A 21,590-nucleotide genomic window follows, 5' to 3' on the forward strand; every position below is an offset into this window, starting at 1 on the left:
AGGACGGCGAGATCTCGGGTCATGGCACGGGACTGTGGCGCACGTCCGACCCGAGTGCACGAGGTCGCCCTGTGGAGGAGAGGATCCTGTGCTCCCGCTCGCCGATCCGGAGATCTCGGACGACACCCCGCGTCGAGGCGCCGTGCACCGGGGGGTCGTCCACCATCTCCGGATCCGCGGCCGGAATCCGGATCCGCGAGCTGCGGCGGCGCCCGGGGCCGCAGGGCTGTCCGATCGGCCAGCGATACTTCATGCGTGCAGCTCCTCGCCGCGTTCAGTCTCCGCAACCGAGCGCTGATCGCGCTCGTGACGGTGGTCGCCGCGCTCTTCGGGGTGCTCGCCACGTCCGGCCTCCGGCAGGAGCTGATCCCCTCCATCACGCTGCCGCAGCTCGCGGTGGTCTCGACGTATCGCGGCGCCTCGCCGCAGATCGTCAGCGAACGGGTCAGCCGGCCGATCGAGCAGGCGGTCCGCGGCATCCGCGGGGTCGACACGACGTCGTCGCAGTCCGCGACCGGCAGCTCCACCGTCAGCATCGGCTTCACCTTCGGCACCGATCTCGACACCGCGGAGCAGAAGGTCAGCGCCGCGCTCAACTCCCTCCAGTCGTCGCTGCCCGACGGCGTCGAGCCGCAGGTCGTCGCCGGCAGCCTCGACGACCTCCCGATCACCGCCGTGTCGGTCACGGGCGACGCCTCCACGACCGAGCTCGCCGCAGCGGTCACCGACTCGGTCCTGCCGAAGCTCGAGAAGCTGGACGGCGTCCGCGCCGCGAGCCTCACCGGTGCACCCGGCACGCGGATCACCGTGGTGCCGAAGGACGCGCTCGCCGACCACGGGCTCACGACCTCCGTGATCACGAGCACGCTGCAGGCCTCCGGTGCGCTCGTGCCGGGCGGCAGCGTCACCGAGGAGGGCCGCACCCGCTCCATCGAGATCGGCACCGAGCTGGGCTCCGCCGCCGACATCGGCGCCCTGCCCCTGGCCGGGGTGACGCAGCAGCAGTGGAACGCGCGCTCCGGCTCGCTGACCCGCCCGCCGCGGATCGGCGACGTCGCCACCGTGACCCTGGGCCAGGACCCCGTCACCACCATCGCCCTCGTGAACGGGCGGCCGTCGCTGACCGTCTCGGTCACGAAGCTGCCCGACGCGAACACCGTCCAGGTCTCCCGCGAGGTCGCCGAGGCGCTGCCGGACCTGCGGTCCGCGCTCGGTGCCGGCGGGCGGTTCACGCCGGTCTTCGACCAGGCGCCCTTCATCACGCAGTCGATCGACTCCCTGCTGCAGGAGGGCGGTCTCGGCCTGATCTTCGCGGTGCTCGTGATCCTGCTGTTCCTGCTCAGCATCCGCGCGACGCTCGTCACCGCGATCAGCATCCCGACGTCGGTGCTGATCACCCTGATCGGGATGCAGGCGGCGCAGTACTCGCTGAACATCCTGACGCTCGGCGCCATCACGATCGCGATCGGCCGTGTCGTCGACGACTCGATCGTCGTCACCGAGAACATCGCGCGGCACTTCCGCGAGGACTTCCCCGGTTTCGCGAACAGCAAGGAGGACCGGCACCGCGTGGCACCGGAGGCGCGGCGGCGAGTGGTGCAGGACGCGGTGAAGGAGGTGTCGGGCGCGGTCACCGCCTCGACCGCCACCACGGTCGCGGTGTTCCTCCCGATCGCGTTCGTCGGCAGCACGGCCGGGGAGCTGTTCCGGCCCTTCGCCCTGACGGTGACGATCGCGCTCGCCTCGTCGCTGCTCGTCGCGCTGACGATCGTGCCGGTGCTCTCCTACTGGTTCCTCCGGCCGGGCCGCAGCAAGCGCGAGTCGGGCAAGCGCCTCCCGCCGCTGCAGCGCGCCTACCGCCCGGTCCTCTCCGGAACGCTCCGTCATCCGTGGCTGACGGTGCTGGCCGCGCTGGTCGTGCTCGTGCTGACCGGGCTGCTCGTGCCCCGGCTGCAGACGAACTACCTCGGTTCGACCGGCCAGAACACCCTCACAGTCACCCAGACGGTGGCCGACGGCACGAGCCTCGACGAGCAGACCGCCGAGGCGCGGACCGTCGACGGCACGTTGCGCTCGATCGACGGCGTCCGCATCGTGAGCGCCTCGATCGGCACCAGCGGAAACGCTGCGCGCGACGCGTTCACCGGCGGCCAGGGCTCCCAGATCACCTACTCGATCACCACCGATGAGAGCCTCGACCAGGACGCGCTGCAGCAGCGGATCCGCTCCCGGCTCGGCGGTTCGACGGGCGAGTTCGACGTCTCGAGCGGCCAGGGCTTCGGGACCTCGAGCGACATCGAGGTCGACATCACGGCCGGCAGCACCGAGGCGCTCGGTACCGCGGCGGATCGCGTGCTCCAGGAGGTGCGGGCGCTGAAGTCCGTCGCGCAGGCGACGAGCAACCTGTCCGCGACGGAGCAGTACCTCGCCGTGCGGGTCGATGCGGACAAGGCCGCGAGGGCCGGCTTCACCGAGGCGTCGCTGGCGCAGCTCGTCGCCGCGCAGACGCAGCCGACCGACATCGGCTCGATCACCGTCGGCGACGACAGCATCACGGTCTACCTCCGCGCGCAGGATCCGCCCACCACTCTCGGTCAGCTGCAGGCGCTGAAGGTGCCGACGCCGACCGGGGAGAAGAAGCTGTCGACGCTCGCGACCGTGGCGCTCGACACCGAGCCGGCAGCGGTGACCAGCACGGACGGCGCGCGCAGCGCCAGCGTGACGGCGACCCCGGCCGGCACGAACACCGGTGCGGCGATCGCGGACGTGCAGAAGGTGGTCGCCGGGCTCAGCTTGCCGGGAGGCGCCGCGGCGACGGTCGGCGGGCTGGCCTCCGATCAGACCACCGCGTTCTCGCAGCTGTTCCTGGCGCTGCTCGCCGCGATCCTGATCGTCTACACGATCATGGTCGCGACGTTCCGCAGCCTGCGGCAGCCGCTCCTCCTGCTGATCTCCGTCCCGTTCGCGGCGACGGGCGCGATCCTGCTGCAGCTCGCCTCCGGCATCCCGCTCGGCGTCGCCTCCGTGATCGGTCTGATCATGCTCGTCGGCATCGTCGTGACGAACGCGATCGTGCTCATCGACCTCGTCCGCCAGTACCGGGAGAAGGGGGAGTCGGTGCGGAACGCCGTGCTCGACGGTGCATCCCGACGGCTCCGGCCGATCCTGATGACGGCGCTCGCGACGATCTTCGCGCTCGTGCCGATGGCGTCGGGGCTCACCGGGCACAGCGGGTTCATCTCGCAGCCGCTCGCGATCGTGGTGATCGGCGGCCTCGTCTCCTCGACCGTGCTCACGCTGATCGTGCTGCCGACCCTCTACTTCCTGGTGGAGGGCCGCCGCGAACGACGCGACGAGCGCCGCGCGAGGGGCGCCAGGCCGGCGAAGACCCTCACCCGTCCCGCCGCGAAGCCCGCCTCCTGAGCACGACGGCAGGAAGTATTCGCTTCAGCAGGAAGATTCAGCCGATCTGTTCCTGCTGAACGTGTTTCTTCCTGCTGTCGTGCTCTCCCGGGGGCGGCTATACCATGGAGGGTCGGCCAGGACCGTTTTCGTGGAGTCCACAGGCCGTCGGCGCATCGCATCCGGTGCGCTCCCACGGCCCGCTGCAGACGCGCGCAGCGCCCAGATCGGACGGATCCTCGGCATGCCCGGACGCCCTCGCAACAACAAGACCCCCGACGGCGGCAAGCGCCGCTGGACGCCGGAGGACCGCGCGACGCGCGCCCCCGGATCCGCTGCCCCCGCACGCGGCGGCCGCTCCTCCTCCTCCACCGCCGGCTCCGGGAACCGAGCCGCCGGGCGCGAGGCCCGGTTCGGTCCTTCGAGAGCCTCGGGAGGGTCTGCCCAGGACGACCGCGGGTCCAGCCGCCAGAACCGCGGCATCGACTGGTACCCGGGTCCCCGCAACGCGGACCGCACCGACCGGCCCTTCGGCGACCGCCGCTTCGGCGGCCAGCGCTCCGACCGCCCGCAGCGCGACGACCGCGGTGCGCGTCCGGAGCGCGCGGACCGCTTCGACCGGCCCGCGCGGACCGAGCGCCCCGATCGTGGCGATCGGCCGCAGCGCACGGACCGCCCCGAGCGCGGGTCGGGTTCCACCGCGCGCCCCGCGACCGGCGCCCGTCCCGAGCGCGGTGGCCGCTCGGACCGCCCGCAGCGCGACGACCGGTCCGAGCGTCCGGCCCGCTTCGATCGCGATCAGCGCCCGCAGCGCCAGGGCCGGTTCGAGCGACCCGCGCGCGAGGATCGGTTCGAGCGGCCGCAGCGTGACGAGCGCCGCCCGCCCCGCGAGGACCGGCTCTCCCGATCCGACGACCGCCCGCGGACCGGGCAGCGCTCCGGGCCGAGCCGCGACCGCGAGCAGCACAACCGCCGCCCGGCCACGACCTTCTCCGGTCGCGAGGAGCGCACCACGCGCTTCGAGGCGCCGCAGGACATCGTGCTCGAGCGTCTCCAGGGCGATGTCGTGACCGCGGAAGACGTGGCGGGCAGGAGCTTCGCCGACCTCGGTCTCGGTGAGCAGATCACGAAGGCACTCGCCGACCTCGGCGCCATCACGCCGTTCCCGATCCAGGCCGCGACGATCCCGGCGGCGCTCCGGGGACGCAACGTGCTCGGTCGCGGACGGACCGGATCCGGCAAGACCATCGCGTTCGGCGCGGCGCTCGTCGAGCGGCTGCTGCGCAACTGGGCGGAGGCCGGCCGCACCGGCACCGGCCGCCGCGTCGGTCGCGCCCCGCGCGCCCTGATCCTGGCGCCGACGCGCGAGCTCGCGCTGCAGATCGACCGCACCGTGCAGCCGATCGCCCGATCCGTCGGCCTCTACACGACCCAGATCGTCGGCGGCGTGCCCCAGGGCCGCCAGGTCGGCGCGCTCAGCAAGGGCGTCGACATCGTCATCGGCACCCCCGGCCGCATCGAGGACCTGCTCGAGCAGGGCCGTCTCGACCTGTCCGACATCGAGATCGCCGTGCTCGACGAGGCCGATCACATGGCCGACCTCGGGTTCCTCGAGCCGATCCAGCGCCTCCTGCGCCGCGTGCCGGGCAAGGGGCAGCGGCTGATGTTCTCGGCGACGCTCGACGCGGCCGTGTCGAAGCTCGTCGCGGAGTTCCTGCCGGACCCCGATGTGCACGAGGTCGCGGAGCCCGAAGGGTCCGTCACCGCGGATCATCGCGTGCTCGTGATCGAGCAGGGCGAGAAGCTGCCGGTGCTGACCGCGCTGCTCGCCGCCACCGACCGCTCGCTCGTCTTCGCGCGCACCCGCGCCTTCGCCGAGCAGCTGGCGGACGAGCTGGAGGACGCCGGTGTCCGCACCGAGAGCCTCCACGGGGACCTGAACCAGGTCCGTCGCACCCGCAACCTGGCTCGCTTCAGCGAGGGCAAGGTCTCGGCGCTCGTCGCGACCGACGTCGCGGCGAGGGGCATCCACGTCGACGACATCGGCCTCGTGGTGCACGCCGACTCCGCCGAGGACTACAAGACGTACCTGCACCGCTCCGGCCGGACCGGCCGGGCCGGCGCCTCCGGCACCGTCGTCACCCTGATCACGGCGCGTCGCAAGCGCCGCTTCGTCGAGCTGCTCGAGCGCGCGGGTATCGACGCCGACTTCGTCGAGCTGCGGGTCGGCGACGATCCGGTCGCCGCGCTCGGCCTGTGAGCCCGGCGGACGCGCTCGCGGTCGCGGACTGGCGGCAGCGGACCCACGCGGAGTACCAGGAGGCCCGCGACGCCCGCGATGTCGCCGCCAGCTGGTCGCGGTGGCGGGCGAGGCGGGACGGGCTGTTCCGCAGCCACCCGGCCTCGCCGCTGCTGCCGGAGGACCGGCCGGGCTTCACCGCGCTGGCCTTCCCCGACTACGACCCGGCCTGGCGCTTCGAGGCCGAGGTGGAGGAGGCCCCGCCCGCGCACCTGGACGTCCCGACAGGGACGGACGGCGTGGTGCCGTTCGACCGGATCGGGCTGGTCCGTCTCGGCGGCGTCGGGACGCTGGACGTGTGGTGGCTGGGGTCCTACGGCGGCGGGCTCTTCATCCCGGTGAAGGACGCGACCGCCGGCACACCGGGCGGGACCTACGGCGGCGGCCGCTACCTGATCGACACCGTCAAGGGCGCCGATCTGGGGCGCTCGGGCTCGTCGATCGTGATCGACCTGAACTTCGCCTACAACCCGTCGTGCGCCTACGACCCGGAATGGGCGTGCCCGCTCGCTCCCGCCGGGAACACGCTGACCGTCGCCGTGCCCGTGGGCGAGCGCGTCTTCAACGAGGACTACTGACTGCTTCATCGTGGTCTCGAGGCTCGCTGCGCTCGCACCTCGACCGGCGGGCTGCTGACTGTGGAGAACGGAGCCGGATGTCCGATGCGCGGGTTACCCTCGCGCCCGTGACCGACGTGCTGCCCGCCCCCGCGGCAACGAGTGCTGCGCTCGAGGTCCTGCACCGTGTGTTCGGGTTCGAGTCGTTCCGCGGCCGTCAGGGCGAAGTCGTCGACGCCGTGATCGCGGGTGGCGACGCCGTCGTGCTGATGCCCACCGGTGCCGGCAAGTCGGTGTGCTTCCAGATCCCGGCACTCGTCCGCCGCGGCACCGGCCTCGTGGTGTCGCCGCTGATCGCGCTGATGCACGACCAGGTCGACGCACTCCGCGCGGTCGGCGTGCGGGCCGAGTTCCTGAACTCGACGCAGAGCATCTCCGAGCGGCAGGAGGTGGAGCGGGCGCTGCTCGCCGGCGAGGTCGACCTGGTCTACATCGCCCCCGAACGGCTCTCGAACGACGCGGTCCGCGGTCTGCTCGATCGCGTCGCAGCAGGGCCGGGCCTCTCGGTCTTCGCGATCGACGAAGCGCACTGCGTGTCGCAGTGGGGCCATGACTTCCGGCCCGACTACCTCGCGCTCGCGGATCTGGTCGGGCGCTGGCCCGGGGTGCCGACGATGGCGCTGACGGCGACGGCGACGGACGCGACCCACAAGGAGCTGACGTCGCGGCTGCATCTGGAAAACGCGAAGCACGTCGTCGCGAGCTTCGACCGGCCGAACATCCAGTACCGGATCGTGCCGAAGGACGACCCGAAGCAGCAGCTGCTGAAGCTCATCCAGGACGAGCACAAGGGTGACGCCGGCATCGTCTACGCCCTGTCGAGGAACGCGGTCGAGCAGACCGCGGCGTGGCTCGCCGCCCGCGGCGTCGATGCGATCCCCTACCACGCGGGTCTCGACGCCAGGATCCGCGCGGCGAACCAGTCCCGGTTCCTCCGCGACGACGGTGTCGTCGTCGTCGCCACGATCGCGTTCGGCATGGGGATCGACAAGCCGGACGTGCGGTTCGTGGCCCACATCGACGTGCCGAAGTCGGTGGAGGGGTACTACCAGGAGACCGGCCGCGCCGGCCGTGACGGGCTGCCCGCCACGGCATGGCTCGCCTACGGGCTGCAGGACGTCGTGCAGCAGCGCCGCTTCATCGACCAGAGCGTCGGCGACGCCGCCCACAAGCGGAAGCAGACGGCGAACCTCGAGTCGATGCTCGCGCTCTGCGAGACGGTCGGCTGCCGGCGGCGGCAGCTGCTCGCGTACTTCGACCAGCCGACCGACCACGACTGCGGCAACTGCGACACCTGCCTCGTCCCGGTCGAGACCTGGGACGGGTCGGTCGCGGCGCAGAAGCTGCTCTCGACGATCGTGCGGCTGCAGCGCGAGCGCAACCAGCGCTTCGGCGCCGGGCAGATCGTCGACATCCTCCGGGGCAAGCGCACTCCGCGCGTCGAGCAGCACCAGCACGACGAGTTGAGCGTGTTCGGCGTCGGCGCGGACATCTCCGAGCGCGGCTGGCGCAGCGTGCTCCGGCAGCTCATCGCGCAGGGCGTCGTGCAGGTGGCGGACGACTACGGCACCCTCGGCCTGGGCGCGCTCGGTCCCGCGGTGCTGAAGGGCGAGCATCCCGTGCGGCTGCGGCACGACCTGGAGCGGTCGTCGTCCGGCGCTGGCTCGAAGCGCGCCGCGCCGGTCGCGGCGGACCTCGACGAGTCGTCGCACGAGCTGTTCGAGAAGCTCCGGGCCTGGCGAGCGGGCCAGGCGAAGGAGCAGGGCGTGCCCGCGTACGTCGTGTTCGGCGACGCCACGCTGCGGGCCCTCGCCACCGAGCGGCCGCAGGATCGGGCGGCGCTGTCGGGCATCAGCGGCATCGGGGCCGCGAAGCTCGAGCGCTACGGCGACGACGTGCTGTCGATCCTGGCGGCATGACCGAGTTCTGCACCTCGCGCCTCCTGCTGCGGCACTGGCAGGAGGGGGACCGGGCGCCGTTCGCGGCGATGGGTGCCGACGCCGACGTGATGGAGCACTTCCCGTCGGCGCTGACCCGGGAGCAGTCCGACGGCTTCATCGACCGGGTCGGCGCGGATCTCGAGCGACGCGGATGGGGCCTCTGGGCGCTCGAGGAGCTGGAGACCGGCCGCTTCGTCGGGTTCACCGGGCTGAACGTGCCGGGCTTCGACGCGCACTTCACCCCCGCGACCGAGATCGGGTGGCGCCTGCGCCGCGACGCGTGGGGGCGGGGGTTCGCGAGCGAAGCTGCTCGCGGCGTGCTGGAGGTGGCGTTCGACGACCTCGAGCTGCCCGAGGTCGTCTCGTTCACCACCACCGCGAACGTCCGCTCGCAGGCGGTCATGGAGCGGGTCGGCATGCGCCGGGATCCGGCCGAGGACTTCGATCACCCGCTCATCGAGCAGGGCAGCCCCCACCGGAGGCACGTGCTCTACCGCCTCCGCCGCCCCGGGATCTGAACACTGCTCGGGCGGGCGGTCAGTCGGTGATGGCGTCCAGGGCGGCGATCGCCTCGGCGTCGAGGGTGAAGTCGACCTCGGCGTTCTCGGCGATGCGCTTCGGGGTGACCGACTTCGGGAGGGGGAGCACGCCCTTCTCGATCAGGTAGCGGATCGCGACCTGCGCGGGGGTGTGCCCGACGCGCTGCGCGATGTCGTCCAGCGTGCCGCCGTCGAGCAGCTGCCCGGTGGCGAGTGGCGAGTAGCCCTCGACCAGCACGTCGCGCTGCTGGCACCAGGCTGTGATGTCGTCCTGCGTGTTGCCGACGAACCAGCGGATCTGGTTCGCGTGCGGCACGACGTCGGTCGCCGCGGTGAGCTGCTCGAGGTCGTCGACGGAGAAGTTCGACACCCCGATGGACCGAGTCCGCCCCTCGGCGAACAGCTCCTCGAAGACCTTCCAGACCTCGATGTTGCCGGCCGTGTGGTCCGTGCCGATCGCGGTCCAGGGCCAGGGCGCGTGGATCAGGTACAGGTCGACGACGCCGAGGTCGAGTCCCTTCTGGGACTTCTCGAACGCGGTCCTGGCGCCCGCCGCATCCTTGATCTCGGCGGGCAGCTTGGTCGTGATGAAGATCTCGCCGCGGTCGACACCGCTGTCGCGGACCGCGCGCCCGACGCTCTGCTCGTTGCCGTAGGCGAGCGCGGTGTCGATGTGGCGGTAGCCCGCGTCGAGCGCGGTGCGGACGGAGTCGTAGGCCTCGGGGCCGTCGGGGATCTGCCACGTCCCGAACCCGATCTTCGGGATGGCGACGTCGCCGGCGATGGTGAAGGTGTCAGTCAGAGCGGGCATGGGCGAGAACGGTACGGCGTACCGAGCAGCGCGACCTGTGCGATCACTCCGCGGCCGCGAGGAAGACAGCGGCGGCGGCAGCGAGACGCCCGGGGTCGTCGACATGGCACAGCTCGCGCGCCGAGTGCATCGACAGGAGGGGGGTGCCGACGTCGAAGGTGCGGATGCCCAACCGAGTCGCGGTGATCGGACCGATCGTGGAGCCGCAGGGGACGTCGTTGTTCGAGACGAACTCCTGCCACGGGACGTCCGCGGCTCGGCACACCCGGCCCCACAGCGCCGCGCCGGCGGCGTCGGTCGTGTACCGCTGCACCGCGTTGATCTTCAGCAGCGGGCCCCCGCCGACGACCGGACGGTTCGCCGGGTCGTGCATCTCGGGACGGTTCGGGTGCACGGCGTGGCCGGCGTCGGCGGAGCAGCACCAGGACGAGGCGATCGCGCGAGCGAGGTCCGCCCGCCCGCCCCCGAGCGCGGCGGTGACGCGTTCCAGCACGTCGGCGAGCAGCGGTCCGGCCGCGCCCGAGCGGCTCTCGGACCCGACCTCCTCGTGGTCGAACGCGGCGAGGACGGCGATGGCGCTCCCGGTCTCGAGCGACTCCATCGCGCGCAGGCCGGCGTGCACCGAGGTGAGGTTGTCCAGCCGGGGTGAGGCGAACAGGTCTCCTGCGATGCCGAAGCGCCGCGGCGGCTGCGTGTCGACGGTGACGAGGTCGTAGCCGGCCACGTCCTCGGCAGCGATCCCGGCCAGCGTGGCGAGCGAGCCGACGATGTCGTCGCCGGGCGTCGCGACGCCCAGGATCGGCTGCAGGTCGCGCTGCCGGTCCGGCGAGAACCCCGAGTTCAGATCGCGGTCGAGGTGGATCGCGAGGTGGGGCACGCGGGCCCACGGCCCGCTCCTGACGAGGTGCTGCACGCCGTCGGTGTCGACGATCCTGCCGGCGAAATCGAGCTCCCGGTCGAACCACGACGCGAGGATCGGGCCGCCGTAGATCTCGACCCCCGCCTGCAGCAGGCCGGACCCGCCGATGGTCGGCCGCGGCTTCAGCTTGAGGGCGGGAGAGTCCGTGTGCGCGCCGAGCACGCGGTACGGCGTCGTCGCGCTCGCGGACTCCGGCACGGCGACGGCGATGACCGCGCCGTCGCGCACGAGCACCACGCGGGCTCCGGGAACGACGGCGTCCGACCAGTCCGCGGTCTCGTCCAGCAGCGCGTAGCCGGCGGCGGCGAGCCGTCGGGCGACCTCCGCGGCCGCGTGGTACGAGCCGGGGGAGGCCGTGACGAAGTCGGCGAGGTCGTCGATGGAGGAGAGCACCATCAGGCCATGCAAGCAGAAGGGGCCGGACCGTCACCGGTCCGGCCCCTTCGGGGGATCCTCACTCGCCCAGGATGCGGTACAGCTCCCGGCGCAGCTCGTCGACCTTCTCGGTCGCGCGGGCGCGCTGCTCGGCGGTCACGCCGCCGCGGAACTGCATGGCAGCGCTGGCGAGCTTGCCGAACGCCGTCACGAGGGCGTCGCCGCCGGCGAACCGGTCGCCGGCGCTCTTGAACGCCGCATCGATCTCGTCGCGGTTGGCCTCCACGTAGGTGCGGCCGGCGTCGGTCAGCGCATACGCGCCGCGGGGTCCGCCGTCCTGGCTGATGAGGCCCTCGTCGACGAGCTGGGCGAGCGTCGGGTAGACCGAGCCGGGGCTCGGCGTCCAGGCGCCCTCCGTCTTCTCGCCGATCGACTTGATCAGGCCGTAGCCGTTCGAGGGGCCGTCGGCGAGCAGCCCGAGGATCGCGCTGCGCACGTCCCCGCGGCGAGCGCGGGGGCCGTGCGGGCCGAAACCGGGACCGGGGCCGAATCCCTTGAACGCCCGGAGCGCCTCGGCGGGTCCGTCCCAGGGTCCGCCGAAACCGCCGCGAGGCCCGCGGTGGCCGAACGGGCCGTCGAACCGGCCGCGCATCCCGGCGCCGCGAACGTGGTCGTGGTCGTGCTGGTCATGGGGGTGATTCATGATCGATACTCCTTCTGTCAGTGTTGTCGTGACGCATCACGATATATCGGTGAGCAGTGTTCCGCAAGCACTCCTCCCTCGGATCTCCCTGCTCGGATGCGGCTGGCGTCCGGTGGCTTCGAAGATGCGGCTGCCACGGTCGAGCCGGTTCCAACGAAGGAGGACGACGCATGGCACTCGGAGACAAGATCTCGAACGCGGCGGAGGACCTGGCCGGCAAGGCCAAGGAGTCCGCTGGCAAGGCGAAGGGCGACGAGCAGCTCGAGGCGGAGGGTCAGACCGACCAGACCGCCGCGAAGGCGAAGAAGGTCGGCGAGGACGTCAAGGACGTCTTCCGCTGAACCGCGTCGCGATGTGCCGCCACCGCCCCGGGGCCTGAGCCGCGGGGCGGTGGCGCATGTCCGGGCCGGCGCAGGTGCCGGCCACTCGCCGGCGGACGCACCTGTGGATGTGCGGGAAACGCGGTGCGGGAGCTTGCATGTCGCCTGGATTGGGGCCGCATCTGCTGCGACCGCCTCCGAGTGTCACCTCCGGGGCGCGAAGGCGCGCTCGTACTGTCTGCTGCGACGAGGAGTGGAAGCACCGGACGGTGCGCTTCTCGACGAGTTCACGACAACGGCAAACCCGGCGCGAGCCGGGGACGCAAAGCCACGGGACCCTCGAGGTCGGCCGGGCCACCGAATGCACTGGAGTTCGACATGACCATCGCAATCCCCTTCGGCATCTCCGGTTCGCCGGTGCTCGACCCTCTCGAGGCACTCGGAGACGTCGACTTCAGCCGGATCATCACGTTCGCGGGCCAGGCCGCCGGAGGGAGCTGCGTCTCCGTCACCGTCATCGACGCCGGTGGAGTGGCGGCCCTCGAGGTATCCGAATGAGCCGCCGGACCCGGGTGAGAGGAGCGATCCTGCTCGCGCTGTCCTCGCTGTTCCTCGTCCAGGCGGCGCTGCTCGCTCTGCCGGCACCGGTGCAGGCTGCGACCCGGAAGACACCGACGACCCTCGTCATCGGTGCGGCCGCCGTGCCCGCCGGCTTCCTCGCGTCGGTGAAGGTGCAGGGGCCGAACGGCTTCCGCCGCACCTACACGGGGGCGGGGAGCACCCGGATCGCGAACGTGCCGGCCGGCCGCTACACGATCAGCACCGCGCCCATCGTCGTCGCGACCGGGACGGCGGGAACGCCGGCCGGTACCTACTATCCGACCGTGCCGGCCACGAAGACGCTGCGCACGGGCGGCACCCTCCGGCTCCGGGCGGACTTCGCGACTGTCGTCGCGCCGAGGGTGACCGTGACGGACGCGAAGACGATCGCGGCCACCTCCATCGTCGCGGGCTCGAAGCCCGGTACGTCGGGAACCGTGCAGGTGCGGGGCACCTTCGCGAGAGGCGACCTGCTCGTCAGCGGCGTCACCACCACGACCCCGGAAGGACTGCTCGTCCGACTCGGGGCGCGGCGCACGGTCTCGAACGGCGTCACGACGTTCGCGGCGACGACGGTGCCGCTGACGACCGTGCTGCTGCGGGGCTCGTTCGGGCAGACGGTCACGGGCAGCGCGACGCTCGACGGCACCTCGCCCGGTTCGCTGTCCGCGGTCGACGCCACGATCACGCCCGGCGCGTTCACGATGAGCAGCCCGTTCCGCACGACGATCCCGTGCTCGTCGAGGGCCTCGATGGGGCTGGAGGCGAAGGTGGACGCCACGATCACGGCGGGGGTCACCGCTCGCTGGGACGTCGTCCACCCCGCCACCACGGCAGTCGGCGTCGCAGCGGTGGCCCATGCCATCGGCACCATGAACACGTGGGTCACCGGTGCGGCGGCCTGCTCCGGCACGAAGTCGAAGCTCGGCAGGTCGGTGCCGCTCGGCACGGTCGTCGTCGACGTCGGACCGGTGCCCGTCGTGCTCGTGCAGTCGCTGCAGTTCGTCGCCGAGGGCAGCGCGGGCACCGAGGCGCCGATGGCGGCGAGCGTGGTGACGGACGTCACCACGACGGCGGGACTCACGGCGACGACCCACGGCCGCACCTCCACGGTGCAGCTGCCGGTCCTGAACGCCGAGGCCGGACCGCCGTGGGCGACGGGCTCGGGCGCGGCGACGCTCGTGATCGGCGCGAAGCTGCACTCGAAGCTGTACGGCATCGACGGCGCGTACGCCTCGGTCAAGGTCGGACCGAACATCACCGCGAACAGGTCGGCTGCTCCGTGGTGGAATGTCGATGCCCACATCACGGCCGGGATCGGCGTCCACATCGCGGCGCTCGGGATCCAGCAGGGCCGATCGGCACTCCTCGATCACAGCTGGCCGATCAGCGAAGCGGTCGGCGCGATCGGAGGCTGAACCCCACCTCCGGCGGGGCGGGTGACGATCGGTTCGCGACGGTCGTCATCCGCCCCTCCTGCCCGGGTGCGTCAGCCCCGGGCCTGGCGCAGGGTCTCCGTGGGCGTCTCGTCGAACGCTTCACGGTAGTGAGCGGTGAAGCGTCCGACGTTCGTGTAGCCGAGCTGCCGAGCGGTCGACGTGACCGTCGTCGATCTGATCGATCTGCCCGCGATGAAGGCGGCTCGGGCGGCGGTCATCCGGATCTTCCGGAGGTACGACAGCGGTGTTCCCGCCCGGCTGCGGCTGAAGGCGAGTTGCAGGCCACGGACCGATACGCCGACCGCGGCAGCGACATCGGGCACCGAGATCGGTTCGCCCAGGTGCATCCGCATGTACGCGTCAGCGCGCGCGATCATGCCCGCGTCCGACGCGACGTCCTCCTTGGCATCCGACACGCCGAACGCCTCGACGGCGATCGCGAGCAGGGCGTCGATCGCCTGCTCGCGGACGACGTCGCTCTCCCAGAGCTCACGGGTCCGGAGCACGTCGTCCGCGAGCGTCGCCGCGGTTCGTCGCCAGAGCGCGGTCAGTGCGCTCGACCTCGACGTCGAGCGCGCGCAGCGGAGGTTCAGCGTGTGGGCGCTGGTGCCCAGCAGGCGCCCCAGCGATGCCCGCGGGAAGGAGAAGACCTCCAGCTCGACGCGGTCCCAGTGCATCTCGGCCGAGCTCTCCAGGCAGACGACGCCGATGTCGCCTGTGTGCAGGGGCACAGCGCCGCGGTCGTCGAGCATCTCGAGATGCCCTCCCGTGACCTGGAGCGAGAGCAGGTCGCTGGTGTTCGTGAATCGCACGCGCACGTCGGATCCTGAGGACGTGATCCAGGTCACGCTGACGCCGTCGTCCACGCAGCAATGCAGGTGGAAGTCGAACGTGTCCTCGGCGCAGGAGACCTCCACGCCGGTACCGAAGACGGACTGCATCGCCGCCGTGGCACCGGGCGAGTCCGACGCGTCGAGGTGCTGGTGCAGGACGAGGTCGGCCACGCAGGAACGGTAGACCCGCATCGCGTTCGAGCGCGCGGATCCGACGCCATCGCCACGGGTCCCGCGCGGTCGGTCACCGGCGTGCTGTCCGCGCGGGGAACGTTCGCCGATTCCAGACGATTCGCGCAAGCCGGCACGCTCCTTCGCGCACGGGGTGCGCTCCGTCCCGCACCGGGTGTCGAGATCGAGCGATCATGCGGAGTGGCGGCAGTGGGAACTGCGGGTTCGCCGATCATCATCTGGGCACGGCAAGGACGACCGCTGGTCGGTCCGCACCCGTTTCCACGACAACGGCAAACCCGGCGCGAGCCGGGGACGCAAAGCCACGGGACCCTCGAGGTCAGCCGGGCCACCGAATGCACATGGAGCGCACCCTGTCCATCCTCAGCCGACCGCTCGCGCCTTCGCGCCTCATCGATCATCCCGGAGTGCTCCCCACAGGCCCTCCGCGCGCGCACGCGTCCGGCCCCGCCCCGTACCGCGTCCTCGCGATCGGCGGCCGGACGCTCGCCGGAAGCGGAGTCCTCGACCACGATCTCGCGCTCAGCGGGGCCATCGCCCGAGGGCTGGCACGTCTCGTCGGGCACGGCTTCGACGTCGAATCCGTCATCACGGAGCGGCCGACCGTCGGTGCTGCGGCCGCGGCGATGGAGGGCCGTGATCTGTCGAAGATCGACGCGATCGTCCTCATGCTCGATCAGACGGAGGAGATGTCGGATCTCCCGCGGATGGTGGAGCGGCTCGGTCGGCTGGTCGACGAGCTCTGCGACCGTCTGACGCCGGCCTCGAGCATCACCCTCGTCGTTCCTCCTCCCGCGGTCTCGCTGCACTCCGCCGCCGTCATGTCGGCGCTCACGGCAGCGGTTCGCACCGGGACATCGGCCCTCACGCGAGTGGTGCCGCTTCCCGAGCGGCTCGAGGCCCAGGGGCCTGCGGAGTCCTACGCGACGTGGGGGGAGACGATCGCTGCGACGGTGGCGCAGAGCCTGGCCGGCCCGCTCGTCTGGTCCGACGCGGTGGACCGGCTCGACGAGGTGGAGCGGCAGGCGGCGGTCGAGCGGCTCGGCGCGCGCGATGCGGAGTGGGAGACCGCGCTCCGCCGCTTCGTCACCTTCGCGGCCAAGGCGTACGGGACCCGCTTCGCCTCCATCGCCGTCGTGGACGGCGATCAGGCCAGGTACGTCCTCCGACGGGGCTTCGACATCGAGACGGCGGACCGGAGCCGGACGATCTGCGATCTCGCCCTCCGGACCTACGGCGGCGTGATCATCGGCGACGCTCGCGAGGACGACCGGTTCACCGGGTTCCCGGGCGTGGTCAGCGGCGACGTGCGGTTCTATGCCGGCTACCGGATCGAGGCCGCGGACGGGCAGCCCATCGGGGTGCTCTGCGTCTTCGACGACGAGCCCCGTCCGGTTCTGACGCAGGACCTCGGTCTGCTGCGCGACTTCGCGCTCGCGGCGGAACACCGCATCTGGGAACTGAGCCGCAGCGCCGCGTCCTCACCCGGGCGGACGACGGGGTGAGGTCATCGTCAGCACGGGACCGGGCGCCGGGATCGGCATCGGCCCGATCGGTCTGCGCCGGACGTCACGGAGGAGGTCCGCGGCCGCGGGGCGGGCGGCCTCGAGGGCGGGCCCCGATCGGGGCCGCCCGGCGTGCGGTCGCCGGGATCGCTCGAAGGGTCTCCTGCCGGCGCTCGGAGCGCTGACCGAGCAGAAAGATCCCGGTATACAGGTCTCATGGCACTCGCCGATCGACTTTCGGGCGTGCTCGGTCTCGAGCGCTCGCTCGATGCGATGCCCGGTGCAGCGCTGGTCACCGACGCGGACCAGCGCATCGTCTACGCGAATCCCGCCTTCGAGCGGATGACCGGGCACGACGGCGCCGACCTCGAGGGTCGGAACTGCCGGGTGCTGCAGGTGCCGGACACCGATCCGAGAGTGGTGCGGGCGATCCACGCGGCGCTGTCGAGCGGGCGGTCGTTCCAGGGCAGGATTCTCAATCACAAGCGCAACGGCGACCTGTTCTGGAACCGGATCGCGATCAGTCCGATCCGCGACGACACGGACGCGGTCGTCGGTTTCGTCAGCTTCCAGACGGACGTGACGACGCAGGTGGTGGAGCGCCGGCGTGAGGCCGAGCGACTGGAGACGGCCGAGTTGCTCCTGAGCACGGTGCCGCACCTCACGGCGCCGGACACCGCCAGAGTCGCGCGGACGCTGGCCGCCGCGGTGCAGCGCGCCGGGGCCCAGGGGGCTGCGCTGACGCTCGTGCACGGCGACGGCGACCTGCGAGTGATCGCCTTCAGCGGATGGGAGCCGACAGACGAGGACAGCACCATCCATCGGATGCTCCTGGAGGTTCCGGAGTTCGCCTGCGCAGCGGTGCGGGGCAAGGCGGTCTGGGTGGACAGGGCGACCGCATCCGCGGACACCGGGATTCTGATGCAGCGGTACGACATCGAGCGCTTCGCGCTCGTTCCCGTATATCCGAGAACGGCTGCGCGCGGGGCGTTGCTCGCGTTCTGGCGCTCAGGCGAGGGGACGGCCGACGCCGGAGAGCTCCTGATCGAGCGCATGACGAAGCTCGCCGACCTCGGCGGTGTCGCGTTCGACAACCTCGACCTCATCCACCAGATCCGCGCGGTGGCCGAGCAGGATCAGCTCACGGGGCTGGCGGCGCGGTCCATCGTGCAGGCTCGACTCGAGAAGGCGCTCACCGAACCCGCGGGAGCAGCCGCGGTGCTGTACCTGGATGTGGATCACTTCAAGCGGATCAACGACTCGCTCGGGCACCGGGGCGGCGACGAGGTCCTCATGCAGGTCGCCGATCGGATCGCGGCAGCGGTCGGTGGGTCCGGGATCGTCGGGCGACCCGGCGGGGACGAGTTCCTCGCGGTGCTGCCGGCGGCCGACGAGTCGGATGTTCGAGCGGCCGAGCGACGGATCGGTGCGGCGCTGCGGGAGCCGTTCTTCGTCGGCGGCAGGACGATCCATGCCGGCGTCTCGTCGGGTTACGCGATCGGACGGATCGAGGACGGCGAGAGCGTGGCGGCCGCTGCGAGTCGTCTCGTGCACGCGGCCGACTCGGCGATGTACGCCGTCAAGGATCGGAACCGAGCACGGCGGAGCGTCGACACCGGACTCGACCTCGTCATGCTCGGATCCGACCTGCGCTCAGCGCTGGACCTCAACGAGATCGGCACGCACTTCCAGCCGCAGTTCGACGGCAGGACCGGTCGTCTCGCCGGCTTCGAGGCACTGGCGCGCTGGGATCATCCGACGCTCGGTCGGGTGCCGCCGGAGGTGTTCATCCCGCTGGCGGAGGAGACCGGTTCGATCACGGAGATCGGCGCGCACGTGATGCGGGACACGTTCCGGTTCGCGGACGTCGCGGTCGACCGGTTCGGCCCGCTGCAGATGAGCGTCAACGTGTCCAAGCACGAGCTGCTCGACGCCGGGTTCGCCGACCGCGTCGAGGCCCAGCTGGACGAGCACCCGGATCGCGCGTGGTCCCTCACGGTGGAGCTGACCGAGATGGAGCTCGAGGACGACGACGATGACGGCACACTGCGCCGCGCGCTCCAGGCGCTTCGCGCGCTCGACATCGACGTCGCCATCGACGACTTCGGCACCGGCTTCTCGTCGTTGAAGACGTTGCAGGACCTACCGGTCACGGCGATCAAGATCGATGAGACGTTCCTGCGCCGCACCGGTGCGCTGGGCGGAGGGATGATCGCCGCGATCGTCAGCCTCGGGGTCGGGCTTGGGCTGGAGGTGATGGCCGAAGGGGTCGAGTCGAGCGATCAGCTCGAGGCGCTGCTCCGCCTGGGCTGTGGCCGTCTGCAGGGCTTCCATCTGGCACCGCCGCTCCCGGCGAGCGAAGCGCTCGACGTGCCGAGGACGATCGCGTCCGCAGTGCGAGCCTCCTGACGCGCCTGCGGCTCACGCCGCCAGGGGCATCAGCTGCTGAGTGGCTCGTCAGGACTGATGGCGCGCAGTCCACGGCAGTGCGACCGCCTCATCGTCCAGCCCCTGATCCCGTGGATTCGCGCTGGAACAGCGCACCGGACCCCGCGGTCCGCTCGGTCCCCTCCGCCTGAACGTCGCCGACCGGGTGATTCCGCTCGAGCTGGGCGCCCTCCACGTCGACGTTCGGGATGATCCGGTCGAGCCACCTCGGGAACCACCACGCAGCCCGGCCGAGCAGGTGCATGGCGGCGGGGATGAGCAGCATCCGGACGATGAACGCGTCGACCAGCACGCCGAACGCGAGGCCGAAGCCGATCGGCCGGACGGTGGAGGAGTCCGAGAACACGAACCCGGAGAAGACCGCGGTCATGATCAGCGCGGCGGCGGCCACCACGGGCCGTCCGGCGTGGAGGCCCCGCTGCACCGCGAGCTTCGCCGGAGTGCCCTGCGCGAAGGACTCGCGCATGCCCGAGACCAGGAACAGCTGGTAGTCCATCGCCAGGCCGAACAGGATCCCGATCTCCAGGATGGGGAGGAAGCTCAGGATCGGCGCGGGGTCGTGGATGCCGAAGACCTGGCGCAGCCACCCGAACTGGTACACCGCGGTCAGGGCGCCGAACGTCGCGAAGAGCGACAGCACGAACCCGGCGGTCGCGGTGATCGGGACCAGGAACGACCGGAACACGACGATCAGGATGAGCAGCGACAGGCCGACGACCACGACGAGGTAGATCGGGAGCACCCGGCCGAGGTTCTCGGAGATGTCGATGTTCGCGCTCGCGTTGCCCGCGACGCCGAGTACGACCTCCCCGTCGGACGTGGAGAGGGGGGAGAGGTCGCGCAGGTCGTGCACGAGGTCCTCGGTCGCCTGCGCGGACGGGCCGGTCGTGGGGATGACCTGGAACGCGACGACGGTCTTGTCGGCCGATTCGCCGATCGGCAACACGGCGCTGACGTGGGCCTGCGCCGCGATCTTCTCGCCGATCGTCGCCTCCTGGGCGAGCAGGTCGTTCCCGGTGGTCGCCGCGGGCAGGTCCGCGACCACCAGCAGCGGGCCGTTCTGTCCGGCGCCGAACTCCTTCGCGGTCACCGCGTACGCCCGGTACTGGCTCGAGTCGACGGCTTCGGAGGAGCCGTCGGGCAGGCCGAGGCGGAGCTGCAGCGCGGGGAGCGCGATCACGCCGAGCACGGCGACGCCCGCGACGAGCGTCACGAGTGCGCGCCAGGTCGGCATCGCCGTCGTCGGGACCTTCGTGGCCTGCGGGTGACCGATGGCGGCGCGCTCCTTCCGCCGCAGGATCCGCATGCCGACGAGGGACAGCAGTGCGGGCGTGAAGGTGACGGCGATCAGGACCGCGACGGCCACGGCGAACGCCCCGACGGTGCCCATCAGGCCGAGGAACGGGATGCCCGTGATGTTCAGTGCGAGGAGGGCGACGACGACGGTCGAGCCGGCGAACACGACGGCAGTGCCCGACGTGCCGTTCGCGAGACCGATCGACTCCGGCAGGGGGATCCCCTGCTTCAGCTGCGTGCGGTGCCGGTTGAGGATGAAGAGGGAGTAGTCGATGCCGACCGCGATTCCGAGCATCAGCGCGAGCACCGGAGTCACGGAGACGAACTGCACGAGTCCCGAGAACGACAGGGCGCCGAGCAGCGCGACCCCGACACCGAACAGGGCGCTGACGAGGGGGAGCGCTGCGCCGATCACCGTCGACAGGATGAGGAGCAGGACGAGCGCCGCGACGATCAGCCCGACGACCTCGCCCGGGCCGACGACCGAGGGGACGGTCAGCGCGATGTCGTTCGAGACGTAGACGTGCACGCCGGCGAGGTCGGCGTGCTCCGCCCTGTCCACCACCGCGGCCTTCTGCGCTGCCGGGACGTCCATCGCCGGCTTGCGGAACTGGACCGTGCCGACCGCTGCCGAGCCGTCCGACGACACGAGGCGCACGTTCTTCGACAGCGCGAGGACCCGCGCACCGAGCGCGAGCTTCGTCGTGTTCTCCTCCACGGTCGCCCTGCCGTCGTCGATCTTCTCCTGACTCGCGTCGATCGTCTTCTGCTGCGCGTCGATCTTGGCCTGCGCCGCATCCAGCTGCGCCTGCGCCGCCCCGAGCTGACCGGCCGCCTTCGCCTGCGCCGTCTGCTGGTCGAGCTGCTGCTGCGCGGCATCCAGCTGCTTCTGGCCGGAGTCGAGCTCGGTCTGCCCGTCGTCGAGCTGCTTCGTGCTGTCCGCGAGCTGCTCGGTGCCGTCGACGATCTGCTGCCGTCCGTCGTCGAGCTCCTGCTGGGATGCGAAGGGGTCGACAGCCGATCGGACACCGGCCATGCCCTCGATGTCGGTGATCAACGACGCGACGGCCGCCTTCTGCGCGCTCGTGAACGCGCGGCCGCTCGACGTCTCGAAGACGATGCTGCCGGAGCCGCCGCTCGCGGAGGGGAACTCCTTCGCCAGCTCGTCGGTGACCTTGCTGGTCGCCGTGCCCGGGATGGAGATGGAGCTCGAGATGGTGCCGCCGAACAGCGCGTACCCGCCGCCGCCGATGGCGAGGATCACGATCCACGCGGTGATGACGGACCAGCGGCGACGTGCGGCGAACCGTCCGAGGCGGTAGAGCAGACCGGCCATGCGGTGTCCGTTCCTT

At 71.5% G+C, this 21,590-nt stretch carries 15 protein-coding genes and 2 riboswitches; of the genes, 10 read left to right on the forward strand and 5 right to left on the reverse strand.

The window, feature by feature from the left end:
• Window positions 1–255 precede the first annotated feature (255 nt).
• The 5 genes from ACFE67_RS00985 (at window position 256) to ACFE67_RS01005 (ending at window position 8,776) form a co-directional block, all read left to right on the forward strand.
• Window positions 256–3,423 (forward strand): efflux RND transporter permease subunit, encoded by a 3,168-nt coding sequence (locus ACFE67_RS00985; protein WP_375405005.1) that lies wholly within the window; start codon window positions 256–258, stop codon window positions 3,421–3,423.
• Window positions 3,424–3,646: 223 nt separating this feature from the next.
• On the forward strand, window positions 3,647–5,662 hold the full coding sequence (locus tag ACFE67_RS00990; RefSeq protein WP_375405006.1) for a DEAD/DEAH box helicase: 2,016 nt from the start codon (window positions 3,647–3,649) through the stop codon (window positions 5,660–5,662).
• A complete protein-coding gene (locus tag ACFE67_RS00995; protein ID WP_375405007.1) occupies window positions 5,659–6,279 on the forward strand; it encodes a DUF1684 domain-containing protein in 621 nt (206 codons plus the stop codon). Before ACFE67_RS00990 ends, ACFE67_RS00995 begins: the two co-directional genes overlap by 4 nt.
• 77 nt (window positions 6,280–6,356) lie before the next feature.
• The gene (gene recQ / locus ACFE67_RS01000) at window positions 6,357–8,237 is read left to right on the forward strand and encodes a DNA helicase RecQ (protein ID WP_375405008.1); all 1,881 of its coding nucleotides are present in this window, start codon (window positions 6,357–6,359) and stop codon (window positions 8,235–8,237) included.
• Window positions 8,234–8,776 carry a GNAT family N-acetyltransferase gene (locus tag ACFE67_RS01005; RefSeq protein WP_375405009.1) on the forward strand — a complete coding sequence of 181 codons (543 nt, stop codon included), beginning with the start codon at window positions 8,234–8,236 and terminating at the stop codon, window positions 8,774–8,776. Before recQ ends, ACFE67_RS01005 begins: the two co-directional genes overlap by 4 nt.
• A gap of 19 nt (window positions 8,777–8,795) precedes the next feature.
• Here the strand turns inward: ACFE67_RS01005 and ACFE67_RS01010 are convergent, their stop codons facing one another.
• The 3 genes from ACFE67_RS01010 to ACFE67_RS01020 are packed head-to-tail and all read right to left on the reverse strand — an operon-like array spanning window position 8,796 to window position 11,605.
• A complete protein-coding gene (locus ACFE67_RS01010) occupies window positions 8,796–9,608 on the reverse strand; it encodes an aldo/keto reductase (RefSeq protein WP_375405010.1) in 813 nt (270 codons plus the stop codon).
• A gap of 43 nt (window positions 9,609–9,651) precedes the next feature.
• Window positions 9,652–10,923, reverse strand: a complete 1,272-nt coding sequence (locus tag ACFE67_RS01015) for a M18 family aminopeptidase (RefSeq protein ID WP_375405011.1) — start codon at window positions 10,921–10,923, stop codon at window positions 9,652–9,654.
• 58 nt (window positions 10,924–10,981) lie between these two features.
• Window positions 10,982–11,605 (reverse strand): PadR family transcriptional regulator, encoded by a 624-nt coding sequence (locus tag ACFE67_RS01020; protein ID WP_375405012.1) that lies wholly within the window; start codon window positions 11,603–11,605, stop codon window positions 10,982–10,984.
• A 170-nt stretch (window positions 11,606–11,775) separates the two neighbouring features.
• Between ACFE67_RS01020 and ACFE67_RS01025 the strand changes: the two genes are divergently transcribed.
• The 3 genes from ACFE67_RS01025 to ACFE67_RS01035 all read left to right on the forward strand — a co-directional run bounded on the left by ACFE67_RS01025 (window position 11,776) and on the right by ACFE67_RS01035 (window position 13,943).
• On the forward strand, window positions 11,776–11,946 hold the full coding sequence (locus tag ACFE67_RS01025; protein WP_375405013.1) for a CsbD family protein: 171 nt from the start codon (window positions 11,776–11,778) through the stop codon (window positions 11,944–11,946).
• 266 nt (window positions 11,947–12,212) lie between these two features.
• A riboswitch (cyclic di-GMP riboswitch) is annotated at window positions 12,213–12,287 on the forward strand.
• 16 nt (window positions 12,288–12,303) lie between these two features.
• Window positions 12,304–12,483 (forward strand): hypothetical protein, encoded by a 180-nt coding sequence (locus ACFE67_RS01030; protein ID WP_375405014.1) that lies wholly within the window; start codon window positions 12,304–12,306, stop codon window positions 12,481–12,483.
• Window positions 12,480–13,943 (forward strand): hypothetical protein, encoded by a 1,464-nt coding sequence (locus ACFE67_RS01035; RefSeq protein ID WP_375405015.1) that lies wholly within the window; start codon window positions 12,480–12,482, stop codon window positions 13,941–13,943. Before ACFE67_RS01030 ends, ACFE67_RS01035 begins: the two co-directional genes overlap by 4 nt.
• Before the next feature lie 71 nt (window positions 13,944–14,014).
• On the opposite strand, the gene ACFE67_RS01040 is transcribed toward ACFE67_RS01035, so the two are convergent.
• Complete coding sequence (locus ACFE67_RS01040) at window positions 14,015–14,968, reverse strand: helix-turn-helix transcriptional regulator (protein WP_375405016.1); 954 nt, start codon at window positions 14,966–14,968, stop codon at window positions 14,015–14,017.
• A 282-nt stretch (window positions 14,969–15,250) separates the two neighbouring features.
• Window positions 15,251–15,325, forward strand: a riboswitch (cyclic di-GMP riboswitch).
• A 71-nt stretch (window positions 15,326–15,396) separates the two neighbouring features.
• Here ACFE67_RS01040 and ACFE67_RS01045 point away from each other — a divergent pair.
• Window positions 15,397–16,494 (forward strand): GAF domain-containing protein, encoded by a 1,098-nt coding sequence (locus tag ACFE67_RS01045; RefSeq protein ID WP_375405017.1) that lies wholly within the window; start codon window positions 15,397–15,399, stop codon window positions 16,492–16,494.
• Window positions 16,495–16,710: 216 nt separating this feature from the next.
• Window positions 16,711–18,903 carry an EAL domain-containing protein gene (locus ACFE67_RS01050; RefSeq protein WP_375405018.1) on the forward strand — a complete coding sequence of 731 codons (2,193 nt, stop codon included), beginning with the start codon at window positions 16,711–16,713 and terminating at the stop codon, window positions 18,901–18,903.
• 88 nt (window positions 18,904–18,991) lie between these two features.
• Here the strand turns inward: ACFE67_RS01050 and ACFE67_RS01055 are convergent, their stop codons facing one another.
• Window positions 18,992–21,574, reverse strand: coding sequence for an MMPL family transporter (locus tag ACFE67_RS01055; RefSeq protein ID WP_375405019.1), 2,583 nt, complete (start codon window positions 21,572–21,574; stop codon window positions 18,992–18,994).
• Window positions 21,575–21,590 lie beyond the last annotated feature (16 nt).

Origin of the sequence: uncultured Amnibacterium sp. (genome assembly GCF_964244015.1) — a bacterium.
Classification (GTDB): Bacteria; Actinomycetota; Actinomycetes; order Actinomycetales; family Microbacteriaceae; genus Amnibacterium.